We start from the raw sequence: 22522 nt of genomic DNA, 5'->3' as shown, positions 1-22522 counted from the left end.
AATGATAAAAATGCTTGGGGCGCTAAGGCTATGAAACCAATGAGTTACAATGCAGTAACACCGTTAGGTGTTATCTTGCTTTTTTTGTGGGCGACGGTTGTGCAGGCAGCACCTGCCTATAATGCTAATGTCAGCCCTTCGCAGATGTCAGCTATTCTTGATGGCCCTGGCTTGTCAGTCAGGAATTTGTCGGTAACACAGGGTGCTAACCAGCAATACGGTATCTTTAGCAGTGGCGGGGATGTGCTGGGTGTCAGTACCGGCGTATTCCTGAATACGGGTAATCTGGGGAGTATTCAAGCCCCGAACAGCAGCGCTGCGTATTCCAGTAACACCAAAGTACAATACCTTGACCCCGATCTGGCGACGATCAGTGCCAATGCTAAATATGACCCCTCCATTATTGAGTTCGATATTACCCCGGAAGGTGACCGGCTTAACTTCGTGTTTGCGTTTGGTTCGGAAGAGTACCCGGAGTATGTGTGTAGCCGTTTCAATGATGCCTTTGGGTTGTTTGTTTCCGGGCCGGGGCTAAGTGGTGTCAGGAATGCGGCTTTCATGCCGGATACGGGCGATGCAATAGCGGTCAACAACGTCAATGCCGGGGCTAAGGGCGTGAATGCCGATGGGGCGGCCTGTAATCTGGGGAATACTGCTTACTTTGTGGATAACGGCAATGGCAGCGGTAGCAGTTCAAGCCAACTGGATGGCTATACGCGTCCGATAACCGCTTCAATGGGGGGCTTGACGCCGGGGCAGAGCTATCATGTCAAGCTGGCGTTGGCGGATGCAGGCGACCCGGCCTACGATTCCGGGGCGTTTTTCAAATGGCTGACCAGTACCCAGTCAACCCCGGTGGATTTGTCCTTGCAGGCAGCAGCCAGCAGCCTTAGCCCCGCCTGGAACAGTGAGGTGGAAATCAGTTACACCCTTAAAAATGCTTCATCTATCTCCACCAGTCTGGTGCAGGTAGGGCTGGAATGGCCCGCAGGGCTGGAGTGGGTCAGCGATGATTCGGCAGGCAGTTATAACGCCAGCACCGGCGAGTGGAATGCGGATGTGCTTCCAGCGAATGGCGCGAAAACCCTCAAAATCCGCGCACGGGTTGGCACAGCCAGCAGCTACCGGGTGGATGGTGAAATTACCTTTGCTTTCAATGAAGACCCTGATTCCACCGCATTTAACCGTCGCAGCTTTCCTAATGAAGACGATACTGCTGGCCTTACCTTGAACCCGGTGGATAAGCCCGTGAACTTGTCGCCCGTGATTAACAGTAACGGCGGTAATGCCACGGCGACTTTGCCGATACCGGAAGGCCAAACGGCAGTGACGGCAGTTAAGGCGGTTGACCCGGAGGGGGTGGGCATTACCTATAGCATTAGCGGCGGATCGGATGCGGCACGTTTCAGCATCAATACCGCCACGGGCGCGTTGAGTTTCAAGGTAGCGCCGGATTATGAAGTGCCAACCGATGTCGATTTGAATAATACCTATGAAGTTCAGGTGACAGCGAGTGATGGTACGCTGGCCAATACCCAGATGATCACGGTGCAGGTTACCAATATTACCGAGAATGTAGCGCCCACTATTACCAGTAATGGCGCTGGCGTAGTAGCTTACATGAATGCGGAAGAGAATCAGGTCGAGGTCACTTATGTTGAGGCTACCGATGCCAACAATGATGACTTGGTTTACAGCATTACCGGTGGGGCGGATGCGGCGTTATTTAAAATAATTGCTAGCTCTGGTCGATTACGTTTCATGACAGCGCCTGATTACGAAAAGCCGCTGGATGCTGACCGCAACAACCGTTACGACGTGCAGGTTACCGTGAGTGATGGCAGTTTGACCGACCAGCAGATGATTTACGTGAGTATTGTGAACTTGCCGGATGAAAACTTACCGCCGGATATAGTGAGTAATGGCGGTGCGGCGAGTGCTGCGGTTGCGATCAATGAAAATCAGACGCTGGTAACGGTGGTGATAGCGACAGATGGTAACGGTGACAAGCCGGTTTACAGCATTAGCGGTGGGGTAGATGCCGCAACGTTTACCATCAATACCAGCACGGGTGTGTTGAGTTTTGTGACGGATCCTGATTACGAACTCCCCACTGACAGCGACAAAAACAATGTATATGAAGTGAAAGTGACCGCGAGTGATGGCAGCCTGAGCGACACCCAAACCTTGGAGGTTGCGGTTGCCGATGTTGTCGAAAACCAGGCACCGAGCATTATCAATCCCAGCGCGGTTCTTTACCCTGAAAATGCCAGTGCTATTGTCATGGATATTAATGCTACCCATAAAACCGAGTCGGAAGGTCATGGTTTGGTTTACAGTTTTGCGGGGCAATTGGATGACGTGCTGTTTCAGGTAGACTCGATGACCGGGGTCTTGTCTTTCAATAAACTACCCGATTATGAAAAGCCGTTGGATGCTAATAAGGATAATGCCTACATTGTTAGTGTCCGTGTGTGTGACTCCTTGGCAAGCTGTGCCGATCGGGTGGTGATTGTTAGCGTACAGGATGTGGACGAGGATAGTGACAGCGACGGCTTGATGGATTCAGTCGAAAAAATAATCGGAACTGATCCGTGGAAAGCCGATACCGATGGCGATGGTATTGGCGATTTGCAAGAAGTACATGATTTTACCGTCCCGTTGGATCACGACAAGGATGGCCTTATTGATGCGCTGGATGCGGATGATGATGACGATGGTATTCCAACCCGTTACGAAATGCCCGACCCCAATGGTGATGGCAATCCGGTAGATGCCCGTGATTCCGATAAGGATGGCCAACCCGATTATCTGGATACGGATGACGACGGCGATACGGTGCTGACCCGTTACGAAGCACCTGACCCGAATGGTGATGGCAATCCGGCAGATGCACGGGATACTGACGGTGATGGTAAGCCGGATTATCTGGATGCGGATGACGACAATGATGGTTCACCCACTGCCACAGAGAAGCCTGACCCGAATGGTGATGGTAATCCGGCTGATGCGGTTGATAACAACGCCAATGGTCTTGCTACTTACCTCGATGTTGAAGAAGATTTTCTGGTCACGCTACAACTGCGGGTAGCTTTGCAAGGGCCATACGATAAATCCACCGGTTTGATGAACAATGAGTTGTTCAGCCAGGGGCTGGTGCCGCTCTTGCAGCCCTATGGTGAGTTGAAATCAGCATTTGGCTATGTGGATTCGGGTAGTACGATATCCCCGTTTGATTATCATGGCACCGAAACAGCAGCATCGGGGGTGTGGAAGGCTACAGGTAAGGATGCCCCTGTCGATTGGGTATTGATTGAGCTACGCGATAAGTTTGACCCTACAGTGCGGGTTGCCGCAATAGCTGCGCTGTTGCAACGTGATGGCGATGTCGTGGACGCGGTAACTGGCTCGAAGACGCTGCAACTGTTCAATGTAACGGATGGTGATTATTATGTGGTGGTGCGTCACCGCAACCATTTAGGGGTTATGACCAATGCCCCTATTGCCTTGAAAACATCCGCTGAACTGATTGATTTTACCCACCTAGGAACCAAGGTTTACGGTGGTGTCAATACCCGTTTGCTGAGTTCCTCCGTCGCCTTGTTATGGGCGGGGGATACCAATAACAGCAGTACCATTATCATCAGTGGGCCGGGCAGTGACAGCAATGTAATTTTGGGGGCGATTCTGGTTTCACCTGATAACAAGCTGGTTAACACCGCTTTCCGTTTGGTGGGGTATTATGCCACTGACCTGAATATGGATGGTGCAGCGGTGTACACGGGGCCCCAAAATGATACTAACGTGTTGTTGGGGAATGTATTGCTGCATCCGGGTAACCTGACATTTAGCAGTAATTACATCATTCAAGGAAGCTTGCCGCGTTAGTCGGATGGTTTGTGCTGGTTGCCAGCAACAAGCGGCTTACACTATAGTAAGCCGCTTATCGCAAGACTATAAGCCGCAAGAACGGAGAAACCATGTCGCAGGCTGATTCCATCCATACCCTATCTTTGAAGGGCATTCACGACGGGGTGCATACGGGCAAATTTTCTGTCATGGAAGCCACGGATGCCTACCTTGATCGTATCGAACGCTTCAATCCTGAATTGAACGCCTACATTACCGTGACCCGCGACGCTGCCAAAACGCAAGCCGTGGACATTGACAACCGCATCCGCAAAGGTGAACTCACCGGGGCGCTGGCGGGCGTGCCGTATGCGCTCAAAGATTTGTTCTGTTCGGAAGGGGTGTTGACCACCTGTGCTTCCAACATGCTCGCTAACTTCATTTCGCCTTACGATGCGCATGTGGCTGAAAAGCTCAAAGCGGCGGGCGGTGTCTTGCTGGGCAAGAACAATATGGATGAGTTTGCGATGGGGTCTTCCAATGAAACCTCGGCCTTCGGCAGTGTGTGTAACCCGTGGGATGTGGGCAAAGTACCGGGCGGCAGTTCCGGCGGTGGCGCGGCAACGATTGCGGCACGGCTTGCGCCGATGACGTTGGGCACGGATACCGGCGGCTCGATCCGTCAACCTGCTTCGTTCTGTAATATCACTGGGATTAAACCGACTTACGGGCGCATTTCGCGTTACGGCATGATTGCGTTTGCTTCCAGTCTTGACCAGTGTGGGCCAATGGCTGCGTCGGCGGAAGATTGTGCGCTGACCCTGAATATCATTGCCGGGCTGGATGGGCGCGATTCCACCTGCATGGATTTACCCGTGCCGGATTACACCGCCACCCTCAACGGTTCTATCGAAGGCTTGCGGATTGGCTTGCCGAAAGAGTTCTTCGCAGAAGGCTTGGATGCGCAAGTGGCTGATGTGATTGACCGTGCGATCAAGCAGTTTCAAGCCAAGGGCGCGATCATCAAGGAAGTGACCTTGCCGAATAGCCATCTGGCGGTTCCGGTGTATTACGTGGTGGCTCCGGCGGAATGTTCCTCCAACCTGTCGCGTTTTGACGGGGTGCGTTTCGGGCATCGTTGCGAGAATCCCAAGGATTTGATGGATCTGTACGAGCGCAGCCGTTGGGAAGGTTTCGGTGATGAGGTGAAACGCCGCATCATGATCGGTACTTACGCGCTGTCAGCAGGCTATTACGACGCTTATTACCTGAAAGCCCAACAAGTACGCCGCTTGATCAAACAGGACTTTGAAGCAGCCTTCAAAGATGTGGATGTGATCATGGGACCTTCTTGCCCGACAACCGCTTTCGGTATCGGCGAGAAAAAAGATGACCCGATTTCGATGTACCTTGAAGATTTGTACACCATCCCGGTCAGTTTGGCAGGTTTGCCGGGGATGACCTTCCCGATTGGCTTTGCGGCTGACGGTTTACCGGTCGGGATGCAATTGGTCGGTAATTATTTCGAGGAAGCGCGGATGTTGAACATTGCGCATCAGTACCAACAATGGACAGACTGGCATACGCAAGTGCCAGCCCGTTTCGCCTAAGGAGGCAAGCTCATGGAATGGGAAACCGTTATTGGTCTGGAAATTCACGCCCAGCTTTCCACCAATTCAAAAATTTTTTCGGGTTCATCCACGGCTTACGGGGCAGAAGCCAATACGCAGGCCAATCTGGTCGATTTGGGGATGCCGGGTGTTTTGCCGGTCTTGAACAAAAAGGCGGTGGAACTGGCGATTCGTTTGGGGCTGGCCATTGATGCTGAAATTACCCAACGTTCGATTTTCGCGCGTAAAAACTACTTTTACCCGGATTCACCCAAAGGCTACCAAATCAGCCAGTATGAGCTGCCCATCGTTGGCTTAGGCCACATGGACATCCAACTGGAAAATGGTGAAACCAAGCGTATCGGCATTACCCGCGCCCATCTGGAAGAAGATGCGGGCAAGTCGCTGCACGAAGATTTCCAAGGGCAAACCGGGATCGACTTGAACCGGGCAGGCACGCCATTGCTGGAAATCGTCTCCGAACCTGATATGCGCAATGCCAAAGAAGCCGTGGCTTACATGAAAAAGCTGCACGCGCTAGTGCGTTACCTCGGTGTCGGCGATGGCAATATGCAAGAAGGTTCGTTCCGTTGCGATGCCAACGTCTCGGTACGCCGCCCCGGTCAGCCGTTTGGTACGCGCGCTGAAATCAAGAACCTGAACTCGTTCAAGTTCATTGAACGCGCCATCAACCACGAAGTAGAACGCCAGATCGACATTGTCGAGTCCGGCGGCACGGTGGTACAGGAAACCCGTTTGTTCGACCCGGATCGCGACGAAACCCGTTCGATGCGCAGTAAGGAAGATGCCAACGACTACCGTTACTTCCCCGACCCTGATTTGCTGCCGGTGGTGATTACCCCGGAAGACATTGAAGCCGTGCGGGCGACGCTGCCGGAATTGCCGGATGCCAAAAAACAGCGTTTCATGAGCGAATATGCGCTGACCGACTATGACGCCAGCCTGCTGACGCAAAGCCGTGAAGTGGCGGATTATTTCGAGGCAGTCGCGCAAGGGTGCGGTGACGCCAAGCTCGCCGCCAACTGGGTGAATGGCGAAGTCAGCAAAACCTTGGCAGATCACGATCTGGATATTACCGCAGCGCCAGTCAGCAGTGCGGCTTTGGTGGAATTGCTCCAGCGCATTCAAGACAACACCGTGTCCAACAAGATTGCTCGCGAAGTGTTCGAGGCGATGTGGAAAGGTGAAGGTTCTGCCGATGCGGTCATCGACCAGAAAGGCTTGAAGCAAATCACCGATACCAGCGCGATTGAAGCGATGATTGACGAAATCATTGCCAAAAATCCGGGGCAGGTAGCGGAATACCGCAGCGGTAAAGACAAGCTGTTTGGTTTCTTTGTGGGACAAGCGATGCGTGCTTCCAAAGGCAAGGCTAACCCCAACACCTTGAACGACATCCTCAAACAAAAGCTGGAGGGCTGAGCATGGCCATTTCTGAAGATGAAGTGAAAAAAGTAGCCCGTCTGGCGCGTCTGGCCGTGCCAGAGGAACGGCTGGCGGCTTATACCCAAAGCCTTTCCAATATCCTCAATCTGGTGGATCAGTTGAGTGCGGTGGATACCACGGGTGTTGAACCAATGGCGCATCCGCTGGACATGGTGCAACGCTTGCGTGAAGACGTGGTGACGGAAACCGATCACCGCGCACAGTATCAGGCCATCGCGCCAGAGGTGGAGAAGGGGCTGTATCTGGTACCAAAAGTGATTGAGTAACGCTGGATTATTACACTCGCAGTCTCCCCCAAAAGCCCGCTTTCTGCGGGTTTTTTGTTATTTATCTCAATAAGATAAACTAATTAAGCATAGGTAAAGTTGTTCTAGATTATTAATACGCGGCAATTATTCAAATTAAATGCTGATAATAACAAGGGGCTAACGACATGCGCATTCAAGCGTGGGGGACACTGATGGCAATTGCTGTCACGATTGGGGTATCGGGGTGCAGCACACAGACTATCCACTCAGCACAGCAAGATGAAACGGATGAACTGCTGTTCGGGGCCAAGAAAAAAGTTTCCGTTGCGAAAAAAACCACTGGAACACGTCCCAAAGTTGCGCAATACGGCGGTAGCCAAGGTGCGCGTACCCCAGCTTATACGCCTGCGCCTACGGGGAGTGCTGGAGGCCTTGTATTACCGCAAATGTCCAGTAACGAACTCATGATGATTGCTGATCGTATTTTCAAAAATGAAAGCGGTAGCGACCCGGACAAGCTGGTGCATTGGAATGACGGCGAAAACTTCGCGTCGATGGGTTTGGGTCACTTTACTTGGTATCCAGCGGGTCGGCAGGCGCGTTTTGGCAATACCTTCCCGGACTTGCTGGGGCATTTGCAGTCCAGCGGTGTGGCATTACCTGTTTGGGTACAGCAAGCACGTTATCAAGGCGCACCGTGGCGCACCAAGGCGGAGCTGATGCACGCCAAACAAACCGGGCAAGTGCAAGAATTACAGAACCTGTTGTATCAAACGCGCTTATTGCAAGCTGCTTATATCGTGGAACGCGCTCGCCGCGCCATGCCGAAACTGGTGAATGCTGCCCCGGCGGCTTCCCGTACTCGTGTTGCACAAAACCTGAATGCGATTGCCAATACGCCGGGTGGCTGGTATGCACTGGTGGATTACGTCAATTTCAAGGGCGAAGGCTTGAATAACGCCGGTGGCTATAACGGTCAAAACTGGGGTTTGTTACAGGTGCTGGATGATATGCAGCCTAGTCAACCGGGCCAGCAAGCCTTGCATTCTTTTGCCGATGCAGCCAGTCGGGTGCTGGTACGACGGATACGGAATTCGCCGCCAGCCCGCAATGAAGCCCGCTGGTTGGCAGGTTGGTCTAACCGGGTGAATACTTATCGCTACCCTGGCGTGTAATTGTCCTTTGTATCGCTCGTCGGGTTAATGCATCGTGACGGGCAATTTTCCCTTATAGTTCCCTAAAAATAATAATAAGAGGGAATCAGTCATGAATACAAAAACGGTGATGGCGCTTGCCGCCCTTGCTAGTCTCGGCCTGTCTGCGTGCAGCCCCCACTCCCAAATGACACGGGGCGGGGGTAAGACCGCAGTCCCACAAGCCAGTACTGTATCCCCCGCCTTCAGTGTACAAAATCCGGCAGCGCAAAATACTTCTCATTATAGTTCGCAAAACACTAGCCCCCCTCGCCAATATGCGAGCAACGGTATGCCGGGGCTTTCCCCGGTGGAATTACGGGTGATTGGTGAGCAAATCTTCAAGAATGAAGGTGGCGGTAATGTCGATAATCTGGTGCATTGGAATGATGGTGAAAACTTCGCTTCAATGGGTATCGGGCATTTTACCTGGTATCCGGCTGACGGTCGTCGGCAGCGCTTTGGTAGCACTTTCCCCGAATTGTTGGCTTATATGCAGGCACGCGGTGTGCAGCCGCCCGCATGGTTGTCCGTGACAGGTGGTGCACCGTGGCGGAGCAAGGGTGAGTTGATGCAGGCCAAGCAAACTGGACAGGTGCAGGAATTGCAGAATTTCTTGTTCCAAACCCGTGATTTGCAAACCCAGTTCATCGTTGATCGTACCCGTCGTGCCATGCCTAAGCTGGTGAATAATACCCCTGAGCACCTGCGTCCACAGATTGTCAATAACCTCAATGCTGTTGCCAATACACCGGGTGGGTGGTATGCGCTGATTGATTACACCAATTTCAAGGGCGAAGGCTTGAACCGCAGCGGTGGCTATAACGGCCAGAACTGGGGTTTATTGCAGGTATTGGAGGAAATGCGTCCCTCACGCCCCGGTGAGCAGGCATTACACGCATTTGCCGATGCTGCCATGCGCGTTTTGGAACGTCGGGTACGGAATTCCCCGCCTGCAAACGGTGAAAGCCGCTGGCTGGCTGGTTGGTCTAATCGTGTGAATACTTACCGTCGTTTGTTGGTCTAGTTCAGAAATGTATCGACCAACGCGGTAAATTCAACGGGTGTTTGCACATGCGGCAAATGCCCGGCGGCTTCGATGCTGATCAGCTTGGCTGCTGGAAAGGCTTGTCGGATCAGCGCCAAATCTTCGTCTGCCACATAATCCGATTGTCCGCCCCGTATGAAGAGTGCGGGGGCAGGGCAGCTCGCCGTACTTGCCGGGAAACCGGAAATTTTCAGGTAATGCCGGGCGATTTCCGGCAGATTGCATTGCCAGTAAAAGCTACCATCGGACTTACGCCCCAGATTCTTCAACAGAAAGCCACGCTCGAAGGGGTGTTTGACGGTGGTGCTCAGCCATTCATCCGCCTGTTTGCGGCTGCTCAAACTTGCTAAGGGCATGGATACCATCGCCTGCAACAAGGCTTGGTGGCGCGGCGGATAGGCTTTGGGAGCAATATCCACCACCAGTAAGCGCTGGATGCGTTCGGGGTGTTGCAAGGCCAGACTCATGGCGACTTTGCCACCCATCGAATGCCCCATCAGGTCACAGGTTGGAATCGCTAGCACATCCAGTACCGCCAGCACATCACTCACCATTTGCTGGTAAGACATGCCTTCGACGTGTGGCGAGTCGCCATGATTGCGTAAATCCAGCGCCAGTACCGGGCGCTTACCTGCTTGACCACGCGCAAAGGTTTGCCAGTTATCCAGCGACCCCAGCAAGCCGTGTAGCACCACCAGCGGGGTTACACCGCTATCACTTTCTCCAAACCAGCGGTAATTCAGCACGCGAATTGTCGCCCCATCGTGGCAATGTCTTCCAGAATGGTGCTGCGTTCTTCAGCACTCAAGGCGGGGACATTGTAGTAGATGCTATGGCGCACATCCTTGATGCCGCAGAATGCCAGTGTGCCATCCGTAACCGGGCGGTAGATCAGGTGTTCTGCGTCGGTTTGGCGGAAATAATCTTCTGTGCCGCCTGCGGTGATCAGTACCAAAGCCCGTTGATGTTTCAGCAAGCCTTTCACACCTTCCTGCGAATATTCAAATGCGGTGCCATTGGTCAACACATGGTCGAACCAGCCTTTGAGGATGGCAGGGCGGTCGAACCACCACAGCGGGTAAATGAATACCAAACCATCTGCCCACAACAGGTCTTGCTGTTCACGGCTGATTTTGTCGGGGATAGTGCCGGTTTGCAGCACGGCCAGATCCGAGGCACGCAGTACTGGGTTGAAATCTTCCGCGTACAGGTCTTTGACCCGTACTTCGTGACCGCCTTCCAGCAAGCCTTTGCGGCAATAATCCAGCATCGCATGGTTGAAGCTGCTGGGGTTGGGGTGGGCGTAAACGATCAGAACGCGCATGAGGTTTCCAGTGTTAAAGTGAGTTGTGAGTTAGTGCAGGGTGTCATTCGTGGGCATCGCAGGCTTGAAGAGCAAGCTGGTATCCACTGCATCCAGTGTATAGTTGGCATTGCAGAATTCACAAATGATCTCAATTTTTCCCTGTTCTTCCAGAATGGTTTCGGCTTCCGCCTGACCGAGGGAGCGTAGCATGGTTTCGACCCGTTCCCGGCTGCAACCACAGTGGAAGCTGATGTCTTTGGCGTCAAACAGGCGCACGTCTTCTTCGTGGAACAGGCGATACAGCACTTCTTCCGGTTCCAGATGCACCAGTTCTTCGCGGGTCAGGGTATCGAGCAATACCGAGGTGCGCTGCCAGTCTTCCGGGTTCACCTCTTCCAGCGGCAGGCGTTGCAACAGGATGCCTGCGGCGGCGGTATCATCCGACATCAGCCACAAGCGGGTTGGCAACTGTTCGGAACGCTCGAAATAAGCCTCCAGCGCTGCACTCAGGGTGTCACCTTCCAACGGAATCAGGCTCTGGTAGCGTTCGTTGCTGTTACGTGATTCCAGCGTAATGGCCAGTTGAGCATCACCAAACAGCGCAGACAGGGTCAGGTCGTCGGCATCGCGGCTCCACTGCGCCAACCCGCGTACCGTACCTTCTGCCGTCGCCTGAATAACCAGTAAGTGAATGGGGCCGTCGCCGCGAATTTGCAAAGTAAGCGAGCCATCATGTTTGATGGTGGCAGCGAGTAATACCGCAGCGGTGAGGGCTTCCCCCAGGATCGTTTTGACGAAGGCGGGGTAGGCGGCGCGTGACAGCATTTCCTGCCAAGTGTTGTCCAGGTGCAGCCATTCGCCGCGCACATGCGCATTCTCTAACATAAAACGTCTTAATGTATCTGCTGACATATCGTCCATTAACCCCAGGGGTTGATAATTACTTTCTAATTGCTGGCTAATCTGCTAAAAAGCACCCATTTTAGCCGGAACGTGAACTTATCACACAACGCGGCTTGCCCAAAGTAGTGGCGATTGTTACATTTAGCGAATTATTTTTTGGGGCTTCCAAAAGGTTAGCCTGTTCGCGGAAAAACGACAACCACACGGAATGTGTTCAAGTACTCCATTTTTTAGCTTTAAGCCGGATTGATTAGATTATGTTCAGAGCCTTATCAGGTTTGTTTTCCAATGATATTTCCATTGACCTCGGCACTGCCAATACCCTGATTTACATGCGTGGTAAGGGCATCGTGCTGGATGAGCCATCGGTTGTTGCCATCCGTCAAGACCGTGGCCCAGGTGGCCCCAAGTCGATTGAGGCTGTGGGGACTGAAGCTAAAAAGATGCTTGGTCGTACCCCGGAAAATATTACGGCCATTCGCCCGATGAAGGATGGCGTGATTGCCGATTTCACCTATACCGAAAAAATGTTGCAACATTTCATCCGTAAAGTGGATGCGGGTCGTATCTTGCGCCCTAGCCCACGCGTGGTCATTTGTGTGCCATGTGGTGCAACACAAGTAGAACGTCGTGCGATTAAAGATTCTGCCCTCGGTGCGGGCGCACGTAAAGTGTACTTGATCGAAGAGCCAATGGCTGCGGCAATCGGTGCTGGCATTCCGGTCGATGAGGCGATTGGCTCAATGGTGCTGGACATCGGTGGCGGTACCTCTGAAGTGGCCATCATGTCATTACGCGGCATTGTTTACTCGGCGTCTGTGCGTATCGGTGGCGACCGTTTGGATGACGCGATCATCAGTTATGTGCGCCGTAACTACGGGATGCTGATCGGTGAAGCGACGGCTGAACGCATCAAATGCGAAATCGGTTCCGCTTACCCCGGCAAGGAATTGCTGGAAATCGAAGTGAAAGGTCGTAACTTGTCGGAAGGTGTGCCGCGTAGCTTCACCCTGACCAGCAATGAAATCCTCGAAGCCTTGCAAGAACCGCTGTTCGGTATTGTCAGTGCGGTGAAAACGGCATTGGAACAAACCCCACCAGAGCTGGCTGCTGACGTGGCAGATCGAGGGATTGTGTTGACCGGCGGTGGTGCGTTGTTGCGTGACCTTGACCGCCTGTTGATGGAAGAGACCGGTATTCCAGTCGTTATTGCTGATGATCCGCTGACTTGTGTGGCGCGTGGTGGCGGCAAGATTCTGGAAATCATGGAAGAAGAAGGCGTCAACTTCCTCGCTACCGACTGATCATAAAGCTGGACGACAGCAGCGGAGGCGACCATTAACGACGTAAACTATCATGCCACGCCGGGGTTTTCCTTCCGGTTTATGGTGCTTATTCTTGGTGCATTGGTGCTGATGGCGGTGGATAACCGCAATGCAGCAGCGCTTGCACCTGTGCGCACGATTGCCACCATGATGGTCTATCCGTTGCTGTATAGCGTCGATTTTCCGCAACGTGCTTACCAACGTTCCAGTGGCTTCTTTTCAGCACAAAGCCAGTTGTCAGAGGAAAACCTTGTCCTCAAGCAGGAAGTGCAAGTCTATTCGGCACAACAACAAGACCTGAATGTGGTACAGGCGGAAAATCAGCGCTTGCGTGCCATGTTGAATGCTGCCCCTCGTGATGGCTACACCTTCTCGATGGCGGAAGTCCTGCAAGTGGCACAAGACCCGGTGCGGGGGCTGGTGACCTTGAACAAAGGTTCCCGCGATGGCGTCAAGGAAAGCCAGGTGGTGCTGGATGGCAATAATATCTACGGTCAGGTGGTCACCGTTACCCCCTTCGATTCTACCGTCATGCAATTGATTGACCGTGAGCATTCCATTCCGGTACAAAACCAGCGTACTGGGGAGCGGGGGCTGGCAGATGGTTATGGTCGTGGAATGCCGATGGAAATCAAGAATCTGGCTGCCCTCAGTACGGTAAAAGAAGGCGATGTTTTCATCTCTTCCGGTCTGGGGGGCTTGTTTCCGGCAGGCTTTCAGGTAGCCAAGGTGTTTCGGGTAGAATTCAAACAAGGGAATATGACTATTTTGGCCATGCCATTGGTTGATTATGAAGCGGTACGTGAAGTGTTGCTGGTCTGGAAAAAAGCTGGTGGTGAAGTAGATGCCCGTTAAAGACCCCCGTTTTCCCGGTGCTGTACTGCTGACCCTGATCTTGGCGATGGTACTGGCGATCATTCCACTCGGCGAGTCCTTTGCTTTTTGGCGTCCTGAATGGATTGCCCTGACCTTGGTGCATTGGGCGCTGGTTATCCGTGACCGCATCAGCTTGGTGATGGTGTTCATCATCGGCTTGGTGGTGGATACCTTGTACGGCTCTTTGCTGGGGCAACACGCACTCGGTTATGTGCTGGTGACGTATCTGGCAGTACGCCTGAGTTTGCGAATGACCCCTGAAGCCTTTCTGCAACAGTTGGCGTTATTGTTCGTCATTTTGGGTTTGTACATGCTGGCAAATTTGTGGATGCAGCGGGTAACAGGTAATAGTAGCCCTATCGGTTGGCTGTATTGGGCCTCCTTGCTCAGCAGTATTGTTATCTGGCCAGTGTATCACTCTCTGCTGGGGTATTTTCATATGCAGCGTAAAGCCCTTTAATGGTGCTTTAATCAATGTCTGGTCTAGGTAAATTATCGCAGTGCCCGCCGTTTTGTTACTGTGGTAGCCAGAAAGCCAAGCCCTGATCAAGAGGAATTCACATGATGTCTACAAATGCCTGCCAGGAACTGCCGTGTGCCGTGATGCCGGACGTTGCCAAGCAACCGCTCGCAGGTGCCAAAGGTACACTTGACTGGGTAGGAATGAGCCAGATTGAGTTGCCCGTATTTTTACGCAGCCCCAACGGTGACCGGGTACAGACGCTGGCACGGGTTCAGGCTTACGTTAACCTGACTGACGCCAACAGCAAGGGCATTCATATGTCGCGCCTCTACGTCGCGCTGGACACTATTCTGGGTATGAATGACCTAACGCCGGAGGTGTTGCGTGAAACGATTACCCAGTTTGTGGATACCCATGTTGGCCTGAGTGATGCCGCTTATCTGGAATGCCGTTTTGACTACTTCGAGCGCCGCAATTCCCTGTTGAGTGATAACAGCGGTTGGAAAAATTACCCGGTGAAAGTGGCAGCGACGTTGCGCAACGGCCAGATCGACACCGAAGTCAGCGTCGAAGTGCCTTACTCCTCGACCTGCCCTTGTTCGGCTGCACTCGCTCGTCAGTTGATTCAGGAAGGTTTCCGCGAAACTTTTGGTCAGGATACCACTGCGGTGGATGCGAACAGCGTTTACGACTGGTTGGGAACCGCTAACGGCATCAGCGCGACACCGCACAGCCAGCGCAGCATTGCGCAGGTACGGGTCAAGCTGGCAGAAAAAGTTCGCACCTTACCAATCACTAGCCTGATCGATCGCGTGGAAGATGCCCTGAAAACACCCGTACAAGCCACTGTCAAACGTGAAGATGAGCAGGAGTTCGCGCGTTTGAATGCTGCCAACTTGATGTTCTGCGAAGATGCTGCTCGCCGTTTAAAGACCGCCCTGAATGATGATATTTCCGTGCGTGACTTCTGGTTGCGGGTGAATCACATGGAAAGTTTGCACGCTCACGATGCGGTATCCGTGGTGGTGAAAGGCGTGGAAGGCGGCTACCGCGACGACCCCCGCGAATACGTGCACCCGACCTGAAACCGTTGCATGGAACACGTTGTTCTGGTCGATCAGCAGAATGCAGTGCTTGGCACGCTGCCTAAAGCTGAGGTTCACACACTGGAAACCCCGTTACACAGGGGTTTCTCAGTTTTTATTTTCAATGCGTTGGGTGAATTGCTGCTGCAACAGCGCAGTTTTGGCAAGGTGACATGGCCGGGGTTCTGGTCTAATTCTTGTTGCGGGCATCCGGCCTTGGGCGAAACGGTGGCTGAGGCCATCCAGCGCCGCGTCCGTGTTGAGCTGGGGATGCAGGTCTATGATTTGTTTGAGGCTTTGCCGTATTTTCAATATCGCTGCGAATACGGTGGTGTCGTCGAAAACGAAATCTGCCCGGTGTGGCTTGCGCGTACTCTGGATGAGCCCGTCCCCAATCCGCTAGAAGTTGCCGCTACCCGCTGGATTCCCTGGAAAGATTTCAAACAAGTGTTGGACGCTGATGCCGCTGGGCGTTACTCGCCGTGGTGCAAGCTGGAAACGTCGTTGCTTGAGGAAAAAGTCGCTGATTTTCTCTCACACGTTGGCGGTTAGATCCCGATCCAGTTCTGCCAGCCGTTCTGGCGTGCCGATGTCGCGCCAGTCGCCTGCAAACGATTCCCCACTGACTTGCCCTGCGTCCATCGCTGCCCGCAGCAGTGGCGCGAGCGGGTGCTTGCCCGCTGATAACCCAGCAAACAATGCCGGGTGGTAATAACCAATACCGCTGAAGGTGTAACGGGGTTCGCCTGTGTTGGCGACACGCCCGTTGCTGAGGGCGAAATCACCTTGTGGGTTATGTGCCGGGTTGTTAACCAGTACCAGATGGGCGAGATCATGTTCAGGCAAGGCATAAGGCAGGCAAGGGTAATCACACCACACATCCCCATTGACCACCAAAAACGGTGCGTTGCCCAATAAAGGCAATGCTTTGAGGATGCCGCCTGCGGTTTCCAGTGCACCTTCGCTTTGTTCGTCGGAATAGTGCAGGGTAACGTTCCAGCGTGAACCATCACCGAGTGCTGCGGGGATTTTCCAACCTAGCCAAGCGAGATTGATGATGATGTCGCGGAATCCGGCGCGAGCCAGTTTTTCGATATGCCAAACAATCAGGGGTTTACCGCCTGCTTGTAGCAGTGGCTTGGGGGTGTGATCCGTCAGAGGGCGCATCCGTGTGCCGTGTCCGGCGGCAAGAATCATGGCTTTCATGGGTATTGTCGTGCTCAATAGTGCGTTTAGTCAGGAATGTCGACAGTACCAATGCGCTCAGGAATTCCCGCGCTACGCATCCATTCAATCAGCTCACTGGTTTCGGGGTAACGTGAGCCGATTTCCAGTACGTAGCTCAAGACCCGTGGCAGGTCATCCAGATAGCCGGGCTTGCCGTCGCGGTGATTGAGGCGGGCAAAGATACCGAGTACCTTTAGATGGCGCTGTAAACCCATCAGGTCAAACCATTGACGGTAAGTTTGCTGATCAACAGGCGGCAAAATACCGAGGGCGATGGCTTCTTTGCGGTATGAATTGACCCACCATTCAACCTGCGCTTGCGGCCAAACGATATAGCAGTCGCGCAGCAGGGAAACCAGATCGTAAGTCGCAGGACCGAGCAGGGCATCCTGATAGTCGATAATGCCAGGGTTATTTTCAGTCGTTACCATCAGGTTGCGGCTGTGGTAGTCACGGTGGACAAAGGCGACAGGTTGACCGATGGCGGATTCAATCAGGTGTTCAAAGGTTTGCTTGATCAGTTCGTGGGGGATTTCCGCGTCACGGAACCCCAGATGGGTTTTCAAGAACCATTCGGGCATGAGTTCCATTTCACGCCGCAGGGTTTTTTCGTTATAAGCAGGCAGGTTGTCACAGTCTGCTTGTTGCAAATGTAGCAGGGCTTGCAAAGCGTCGGCGTACAGGTTTTTGGCAGTTGCTTCGCTAAGCTGGCTGAGGTAGCTGGTATTGCCGAGGTCTTCCAGTAGCAGGAAGCCGTCCAGCAGGTTTTGCGCTAATAATTGCGGTACGTGTACCTCGGTGGCGGCTAACAGGCGGGTAACTTCCACAAAGGGGTGGATGTCTTCCTTGTCGGGTGGTGCATCCATGCAGATGGCGGTACCTTCCGTGCCACGCACGCGGAAATAGCGCCGGAAACTGGCATCAGCCGAGGCTGGTTCCAGTACGCTGTATTCCCATCCCGGAAGACTATTGACCCACTGGGTTAATTGCTCAAGACGTGTATCCTGTGTCATAAGCCTCGGCTTTTCCTGTCTCGTTAATAGGCTATAAAAGAGTGTATCCTAACATGGCAGGCTTTCTGGAAATTTAACAAAAAACGGCAGTTTTTATGAGTAATGAAGAAGTGTTGTGGCCTTCCGCCGCTTACCACCAGCAAGTAGAGCAGTTACGTTGCTTGATTGGGCAGCCGGTTTATGTGGTGGAAATTAACTCGACCGAGATCAATGCGGGCGTACATTTTTCGGGTAAGCCGTTGGTGTTGCTGGCAATTGTGGATTTTCCTCGGCCTGACCCGTATCGGCAGCTTTGCCCGCATCTGCTGGTGCTGGAAGATGGGCGTGGGTTAAATCTGGGGCGGGTAGCGCGGATCAGCCGCCGCAGTGCTTACGCGCCTGCGCAGGAAGATATTGCGTTTATCAATCAGGAATTTGTGGAAAATGTCTTGCTGGCGCCACGGCGCTTTAGCCGCGAACGGGTGGCAGACACTACACGCTTAGCGCTTGGTGAGATGCTGGGGAGGAGTCCTTCCCCCCCAGCACTAGAGAACTAGCCTTACTTGTTTTCGCGGAAGTCGATCAGGTTGTCGACAACGCTTGGATCAGCCAGCGTAGAGGTATCGCCCAGACCGTCGATTTCGTTGGCGGCAATCTTACGCAGGATACGGCGCATGATTTTACCGGAACGGGTTTTCGGCAGGCCAGGTGACCACTGGATAATGTTGATCTTGGCAATCGGGCCGATTTCCTTACGTACCAGCGTGTTCAGCTCGTTTTTCAGGTCGTCGGTGCCTTCTTCGCCTGCCATCAGGGTGACATAAGCGTAAATGCCTTGGCCGGTGAGCTCGTGCGGGTAGCCAACGACAGCCGCTTCAGCGACTTTCGGGTGCAGTACCAGCGCGGATTCGATTTCGGCAGTGCCTAAACGGTGGCCAGAGATGTTGAGTACGTCATCGACGCGCCCGGTGATCCAGTAGTAACCGTCTTCGTCACGACGTGCGCCGTCGCCAGTGAAGTAGTAACCCTTGAACATGGCGAAATAGGCTTCGTAGAAACGCTTATGGTCACCGTACAGGCTGCGCATCATGGAAGGCCATGGGCGTTTGATCGCAAGGTTACCCACGGCTGGGTTGCCTTCGATTTCATTGCCTTGATCATCCAGCAAGCAAGGTTCTACGCCGAAGAATGGGTTGGTGGCAGAACCCGGTTTCAGCGGGGTTGCACCCGGTAACGGCGTCAGCATGTGTGCGCCGGTTTCAGTCTGCCACCACGTGTCAACGATTGGGCAACGGTTTTTGCCGACAACACGGTGATACCATTCCCACGCTTCTGGGTTGATCGGTTCACCTACTGAACCCAACAGACGCAGGCTGCTCAGTTTGGCTCTTTCGACGAATTGGTCGCCAGCACCCATCAGCATACGGATAGCGGTTGGAGCTGTGTAGAAAGTGGCTACGTTATGCTTGTCACAAACATCCCAGAAACGGCCTGCATCCGGGTAAGTCGGGATGCCTTCAAACATCAAGGAGGTCGCGCCATTCGCCAGTGGGCCGTAAACGATGTAGGAGTGGCCTGTTACCCAGCCCACGTCAGCGGTACACCAGTAAACTTCGCCATCTTTGTAGTCGAACACGGTTTTGTGGGTCATCGCTGCTTGCAGCAGGTAGCCACCCGTGGTGTGCAATACGCCTTTGGGTTTGCCCGTGGAGCCGGAGGTGTAGAGGATGAAGAGTGGGTCATCCGCTTCCATCGGTTCTGCCGGGCACTCAGCATCGGCTGCTGCGATGGCGTCGTGATACCAGATGTCACGGCTGTCATTCCACTTGACCGGATCGCCACCCCGTTGCACCACGATACAGGTGTGGACGGATGGGCATTGATCCATCGCTTTGTCAGCATTGCCTTTCAAGGGGACTTTTTTGCCGCCGCGCATGGATTGGTCGGAGGTAATGACCACGCCGCATTCAGAATCTTGAATCCGGTCACGCAGGGCATCCGGGGAGAAGCCACCAAACACGATGGAGTGGATCGCACCGATACGGGTACAAGCCAGCATGGCAACCGCCGCTTCAGGGATCATCGGCAGATACAGGGAAACACGGTCGCCACGCTTGACGCCACGCGCTTTCAGCACATTGGCGAGTTTGCTGACTTCAGCGTGCAACTCGCGGTAAGTAATTTTGCGGTCTTCGTTAGGGTTGTCGCCTTCCCAGATGATGGCAACCTGGTCACCACGGGTGTCAAGGTGACGGTCAAGGCAGTTGTAGGAGACATTCAGTGTGCCGCCGGTAAACCAGTTGATGTGTAGGTCATCCTGATCGAAGCTCCAGTCTTGTACCTTGTCCCATTTCTGGAACCATGTCAGGTATTGCTCGGCCTGTTCGCCCCAAAAAGTATCCGGGTCGTTGATGGATTGCGCATACATGCTGGCATATTGCTCGGCATTAATATTGGCTTGCGCAGCAAACTCGGCGGGGACAGGGTAGGTTTTGACATCGGACATTATTGTTGACTCCTCGTTCTAGCTAATCGGTACGTGAGAACTGACGTGGTGCTGTTTTGGGGTTTAACCCCGTTATTATTCGGCTCTATCTTTATACAATCTGTTGCCAGTGTCCAGCAATGCCGCTGGAAAAAACCAAGATTGTCGACACTTTAGGTTTTTTCGATGCCATCACGAATCAATGGCTGCATCGCTGTTAATAAACTTTTGAACATTGTCGGGTTTTTTTGCTCCTCGCTGGCGAGTAATTCCTTCATGTGCTGCCGTTGGGTGGGCATGTCGAAACACATCGGGCAATTTTCCACAATCACCGGCAATTCGGCAGCTTTAGCAAAATCAGCGGTTTGGCGTTCACGCGCCATCACTAGCGGGCGGATGACGCGCAAGTCCCCGGCGTCTATCCGGTAGTGTGCCTTCATGGTTTTCAATTTGCCACCGTGGAAGGCCGACATCAGAAAACTTTCTGCCAAATCATCCAAATGTTGCGCCAATGCCAGCACATTGTAACCGTTTTCGCGGGCGGTGCGGTACATCAAGCCACGTTTCATGCGCGAGCAGAAGGCGCAGTAGGAATCGTTGTCCATGTGCGTTTCCGCCAGTTTCACTATCGGTTCGCGCACGTAGTGATAGGGAATGCCAAGACTTTCCATGTAAGGAATCATGGGCGATGGGTCGAAAGTATCGGCTTGCGGGTCGATGGTGACCGCCGCAAACTCGAAACGGATCGGCGCATGGCGCTGGAAATGGTTAAGCAGGTGCAGCAGCGCGAGCGAATCCTTGCCACCGGAAAGGCCGAGCAGGATGCGGTCGCCTTCGCGGATCAGCTTGTATTCACCGATGGCTTTGCCGACTTTACTCAGCAGGGATTTAGGAGGCTTGACGAATTGATTCATTCCAGAAACATAAACGATTGAGGGGGAATATGCTATAGCGGGGAAGTGGGCAAGCCGTAAATAGCCCGCCCACCCAGTTTGGGTTGTACAGCCGAAGACTCGAAGACTTACGGTTGTAGCGGTGCGCTAACGGTGGTGATGTCGTTAGCATCCAAACTGCCCAGCGTGCTGCCGGAGACATTGGCGCGAACCATTCTGCCTTTGGTCAAATCACCACTGGTGAGGGCAATCAGCATGTACTTGGTGCCTACGCTGAATTTGATGAGATTTGTCGTACCCGCAACATTTTCGACCGTACCAACCGCCTCTGAATATTGCCCACCGCATTTGTCACGCAAGGTAGCGGTTGCACCGCTGAAGGACATGGTCATTGCAGTACAGGAAGTACCCGTCATATCAAAACTGAGGTGTTTGCCGTTCAGTGCCGCGAGCGTCAGCGGTTTGGCTTTGTGGAGCTCAGACAAATCACCATCAGCAGCATCGGTTGTACTTTCAGAAAACGTATCAATGACATCACCGTCTTGGCTGATTTTATGGACTTTATATTGCAGGCTTTTGCCATCTTCGGTGAAACTTACCAGTGCCTGTCCATTGCTCATTTGCCAAGTGCCAAGCAGTTGATTGGGAGCGGGATCACCGAAGTCTTGGGCAAGGATTGTGAATGTCCCATCGGTATTGAAAATGGATATTTCGCTGTCGTCAGCATTCACCATCCCAGATATTTCGCTGGTCTGCCACGGGGTAGAGCCAACGGCTTTAAAGACGTGCGCTCCTGCCACTTCGCTTGCCACTACTTTCTGATTGACCAACGCAACTTGGCTGGATGTCTGGATTTCAGTCAAGACTTTGGGAGTAAGTAGACCGTCCAGCATCTGACCATACATATTATCTTTTTCGAGTATCCGCCCTGTTTTCAATACATCTGCCAGTTTGGTTTTGAAGTTGGCAATGGTTGTGCCATCCAGTTTGATCTTGGAAACGTCGATCAAATCAGGATTGGCGTCGGTATCCATCGTTTGCAGGAACTGCGCAACATAGCCTTCGGTTGAGATCAGGGTGACGGGCAGTTTGGCTTGCGCCTTGCCAGAACCGAGTTCTACGCCGTCGAGGCTGAAAGTGACGGTTTCGCCCGTGATGTAGTTGAATTCGCCCTTGTCGTTGGTCACGCCGCTTTGGGTGGCGGTTTTGTAGGTGTCAAGCCCTTGACGGGTGCGTCAATGAATACGCCGGTTTTGACGCTGGTGTCAGCGATAGTTGTGCCGCCAGTCGTGTCGGGCGTAGTGGTAGCCGCCGTGCCGGAGCTACCGCCGCCGCAAGCGGTCAGCAGCACAAGGCTGGAAGCCAGCAGGGTAGTGGAGGCAATAGTTGCAAAACGTGATTTGATTTGAGTCATGATGAATATTCCCCATAGTGTGGTGTAAAAACGGCGGGTAGCAGCGCAGTAAGCCCAATTTGCCTATGAACCTGTTCGGCTAATAAGCAAATTCACCTGAGGTTAACAGAAAAGATGTAAACAGCGGTTCGCACATGC

At 53.2% G+C, this 22522-nt stretch carries 21 protein-coding genes; 12 read left to right on the top strand and 9 right to left on the bottom strand.

What is annotated here, in order from left to right; genetic code table 11:
- The first annotated feature begins 39 nt into the window (after positions 1 to 39).
- From J9253_RS13500 to J9253_RS13475, 6 genes are all read left to right on the top strand, one after another.
- On the top strand, positions 40 to 3888 hold the full coding sequence (locus J9253_RS13500) for a choice-of-anchor L domain-containing protein (protein WP_210221458.1): 3849 nt from the start codon (positions 40 to 42) through the stop codon (positions 3886 to 3888).
- 92 nt (positions 3889 to 3980) lie between these two features.
- Positions 3981 to 5459, top strand: coding sequence for an Asp-tRNA(Asn)/Glu-tRNA(Gln) amidotransferase subunit GatA (gene gatA, locus J9253_RS13495; protein WP_210221457.1), 1479 nt, complete (start codon positions 3981 to 3983; stop codon positions 5457 to 5459).
- 12 nt (positions 5460 to 5471) lie between these two features.
- Positions 5472 to 6902 (top strand): Asp-tRNA(Asn)/Glu-tRNA(Gln) amidotransferase subunit GatB, encoded by a 1431-nt coding sequence (gatB, locus tag J9253_RS13490; RefSeq protein WP_210221456.1) that lies wholly within the window; start codon positions 5472 to 5474, stop codon positions 6900 to 6902.
- 2 nt (positions 6903 to 6904) lie between these two features.
- Positions 6905 to 7192, top strand: coding sequence for an Asp-tRNA(Asn)/Glu-tRNA(Gln) amidotransferase subunit GatC (gene gatC, locus J9253_RS13485; RefSeq protein WP_210221455.1), 288 nt, complete (start codon positions 6905 to 6907; stop codon positions 7190 to 7192).
- Between the two features lie 167 nt (positions 7193 to 7359).
- Complete coding sequence (locus J9253_RS13480) at positions 7360 to 8349, top strand: hypothetical protein (protein WP_210221454.1); 990 nt, start codon at positions 7360 to 7362, stop codon at positions 8347 to 8349.
- Positions 8350 to 8440: 91 nt separating this feature from the next.
- Positions 8441 to 9394: a hypothetical protein gene (locus tag J9253_RS13475; RefSeq protein ID WP_210221453.1), complete on the top strand. Its 954-nt coding sequence runs from the start codon at positions 8441 to 8443 to the stop codon at positions 9392 to 9394.
- Here the strand turns inward: J9253_RS13475 and J9253_RS13470 are convergent.
- Genes J9253_RS13470 through hslO form a run of 3 tightly spaced genes read right to left on the bottom strand, consistent with a single transcriptional unit; the run spans position 9391 to position 11633 of the window.
- Positions 9391 to 10161: an alpha/beta fold hydrolase gene (locus J9253_RS13470; protein WP_210221452.1), complete on the bottom strand. Its 771-nt coding sequence runs from the start codon at positions 10159 to 10161 to the stop codon at positions 9391 to 9393. The genes J9253_RS13475 and J9253_RS13470 overlap by 4 nt on opposite strands.
- A complete protein-coding gene (locus J9253_RS13465; RefSeq protein WP_210221451.1) occupies positions 10155 to 10739 on the bottom strand; it encodes an NAD(P)H-dependent oxidoreductase in 585 nt (194 codons plus the stop codon). The genes J9253_RS13470 and J9253_RS13465 overlap by 7 nt, the downstream gene beginning before the upstream one ends.
- A gap of 30 nt (positions 10740 to 10769) precedes the next feature.
- Entirely contained in the window at positions 10770 to 11633 is an 864-nt protein-coding gene (hslO, locus tag J9253_RS13460; protein ID WP_210221450.1) for an Hsp33 family molecular chaperone HslO, read from the bottom strand.
- 248 nt (positions 11634 to 11881) lie between these two features.
- On the opposite strand from hslO, the gene J9253_RS13455 reads away from it, so the two are divergent.
- The 5 genes from J9253_RS13455 (at position 11882) to idi (ending at position 15925) form a co-directional block, all read left to right on the top strand.
- Positions 11882 to 12928, top strand: a complete 1047-nt coding sequence (locus J9253_RS13455; RefSeq protein WP_028489619.1) for a rod shape-determining protein — start codon at positions 11882 to 11884, stop codon at positions 12926 to 12928.
- A 33-nt stretch (positions 12929 to 12961) separates the two neighbouring features.
- The gene (mreC, locus tag J9253_RS13450) at positions 12962 to 13804 is read left to right on the top strand and encodes a rod shape-determining protein MreC (RefSeq protein WP_228291585.1); all 843 of its coding nucleotides are present in this window, start codon (positions 12962 to 12964) and stop codon (positions 13802 to 13804) included.
- Positions 13794 to 14285, top strand: coding sequence for a rod shape-determining protein MreD (gene mreD / locus J9253_RS13445; RefSeq protein WP_210221448.1), 492 nt, complete (start codon positions 13794 to 13796; stop codon positions 14283 to 14285). The genes mreC and mreD overlap by 11 nt, the downstream gene beginning before the upstream one ends.
- 101 nt (positions 14286 to 14386) lie before the next feature.
- A complete protein-coding gene (gene folE2, locus J9253_RS13440; protein WP_210221447.1) occupies positions 14387 to 15373 on the top strand; it encodes a GTP cyclohydrolase FolE2 in 987 nt (328 codons plus the stop codon).
- 9 nt (positions 15374 to 15382) lie between these two features.
- Positions 15383 to 15925 (top strand): isopentenyl-diphosphate Delta-isomerase, encoded by a 543-nt coding sequence (idi, locus tag J9253_RS13435; RefSeq protein ID WP_210221446.1) that lies wholly within the window; start codon positions 15383 to 15385, stop codon positions 15923 to 15925.
- Here the strand turns inward: idi and murU are convergent.
- Together murU and J9253_RS13425 are read right to left on the bottom strand one after the other, a co-directional pair.
- Positions 15908 to 16579, bottom strand: coding sequence for an N-acetylmuramate alpha-1-phosphate uridylyltransferase MurU (gene murU / locus J9253_RS13430; RefSeq protein ID WP_210221445.1), 672 nt, complete (start codon positions 16577 to 16579; stop codon positions 15908 to 15910). The two genes, idi and murU, sit on opposite strands and share 18 nt — an antisense overlap.
- Positions 16580 to 16605: 26 nt before the next feature.
- Positions 16606 to 17613 carry an aminoglycoside phosphotransferase family protein gene (locus J9253_RS13425; RefSeq protein ID WP_210221444.1) on the bottom strand — a complete coding sequence of 336 codons (1008 nt, stop codon included), beginning with the start codon at positions 17611 to 17613 and terminating at the stop codon, positions 16606 to 16608.
- Positions 17614 to 17708: 95 nt separating this feature from the next.
- On the opposite strand from J9253_RS13425, the gene J9253_RS13420 reads away from it, so the two are divergent.
- Positions 17709 to 18149: a hypothetical protein gene (locus tag J9253_RS13420; RefSeq protein WP_210221443.1), complete on the top strand. Its 441-nt coding sequence runs from the start codon at positions 17709 to 17711 to the stop codon at positions 18147 to 18149.
- 2 nt (positions 18150 to 18151) lie between these two features.
- On the opposite strand, the gene acs is transcribed toward J9253_RS13420, so the two are convergent.
- The 4 genes from acs to J9253_RS13400 all read right to left on the bottom strand — a co-directional run bounded on the left by acs (position 18152) and on the right by J9253_RS13400 (position 22384).
- Positions 18152 to 20098: an acetate--CoA ligase gene (acs, locus tag J9253_RS13415; protein WP_210221442.1), complete on the bottom strand. Its 1947-nt coding sequence runs from the start codon at positions 20096 to 20098 to the stop codon at positions 18152 to 18154.
- A 152-nt stretch (positions 20099 to 20250) separates the two neighbouring features.
- On the bottom strand, positions 20251 to 20991 hold the full coding sequence (locus J9253_RS13410) for an ATP-binding protein (protein WP_210221441.1): 741 nt from the start codon (positions 20989 to 20991) through the stop codon (positions 20251 to 20253).
- A 107-nt stretch (positions 20992 to 21098) separates the two neighbouring features.
- Positions 21099 to 22157 carry a hypothetical protein gene (locus J9253_RS13405; protein ID WP_210221440.1) on the bottom strand — a complete coding sequence of 353 codons (1059 nt, stop codon included), beginning with the start codon at positions 22155 to 22157 and terminating at the stop codon, positions 21099 to 21101.
- On the bottom strand, positions 22154 to 22384 hold the full coding sequence (locus J9253_RS13400) for a hypothetical protein (protein WP_210221439.1): 231 nt from the start codon (positions 22382 to 22384) through the stop codon (positions 22154 to 22156). The genes J9253_RS13405 and J9253_RS13400 overlap by 4 nt, the downstream gene beginning before the upstream one ends.
- Positions 22385 to 22522 lie beyond the last annotated feature (138 nt).

This window comes from Thiothrix litoralis (genome assembly GCF_017901135.1).
Classification (GTDB): domain Bacteria; phylum Pseudomonadota; class Gammaproteobacteria; order Thiotrichales; family Thiotrichaceae; genus Thiothrix; species Thiothrix litoralis.
This window is presented reverse-complemented; position numbering and strand designations above follow the sequence as displayed.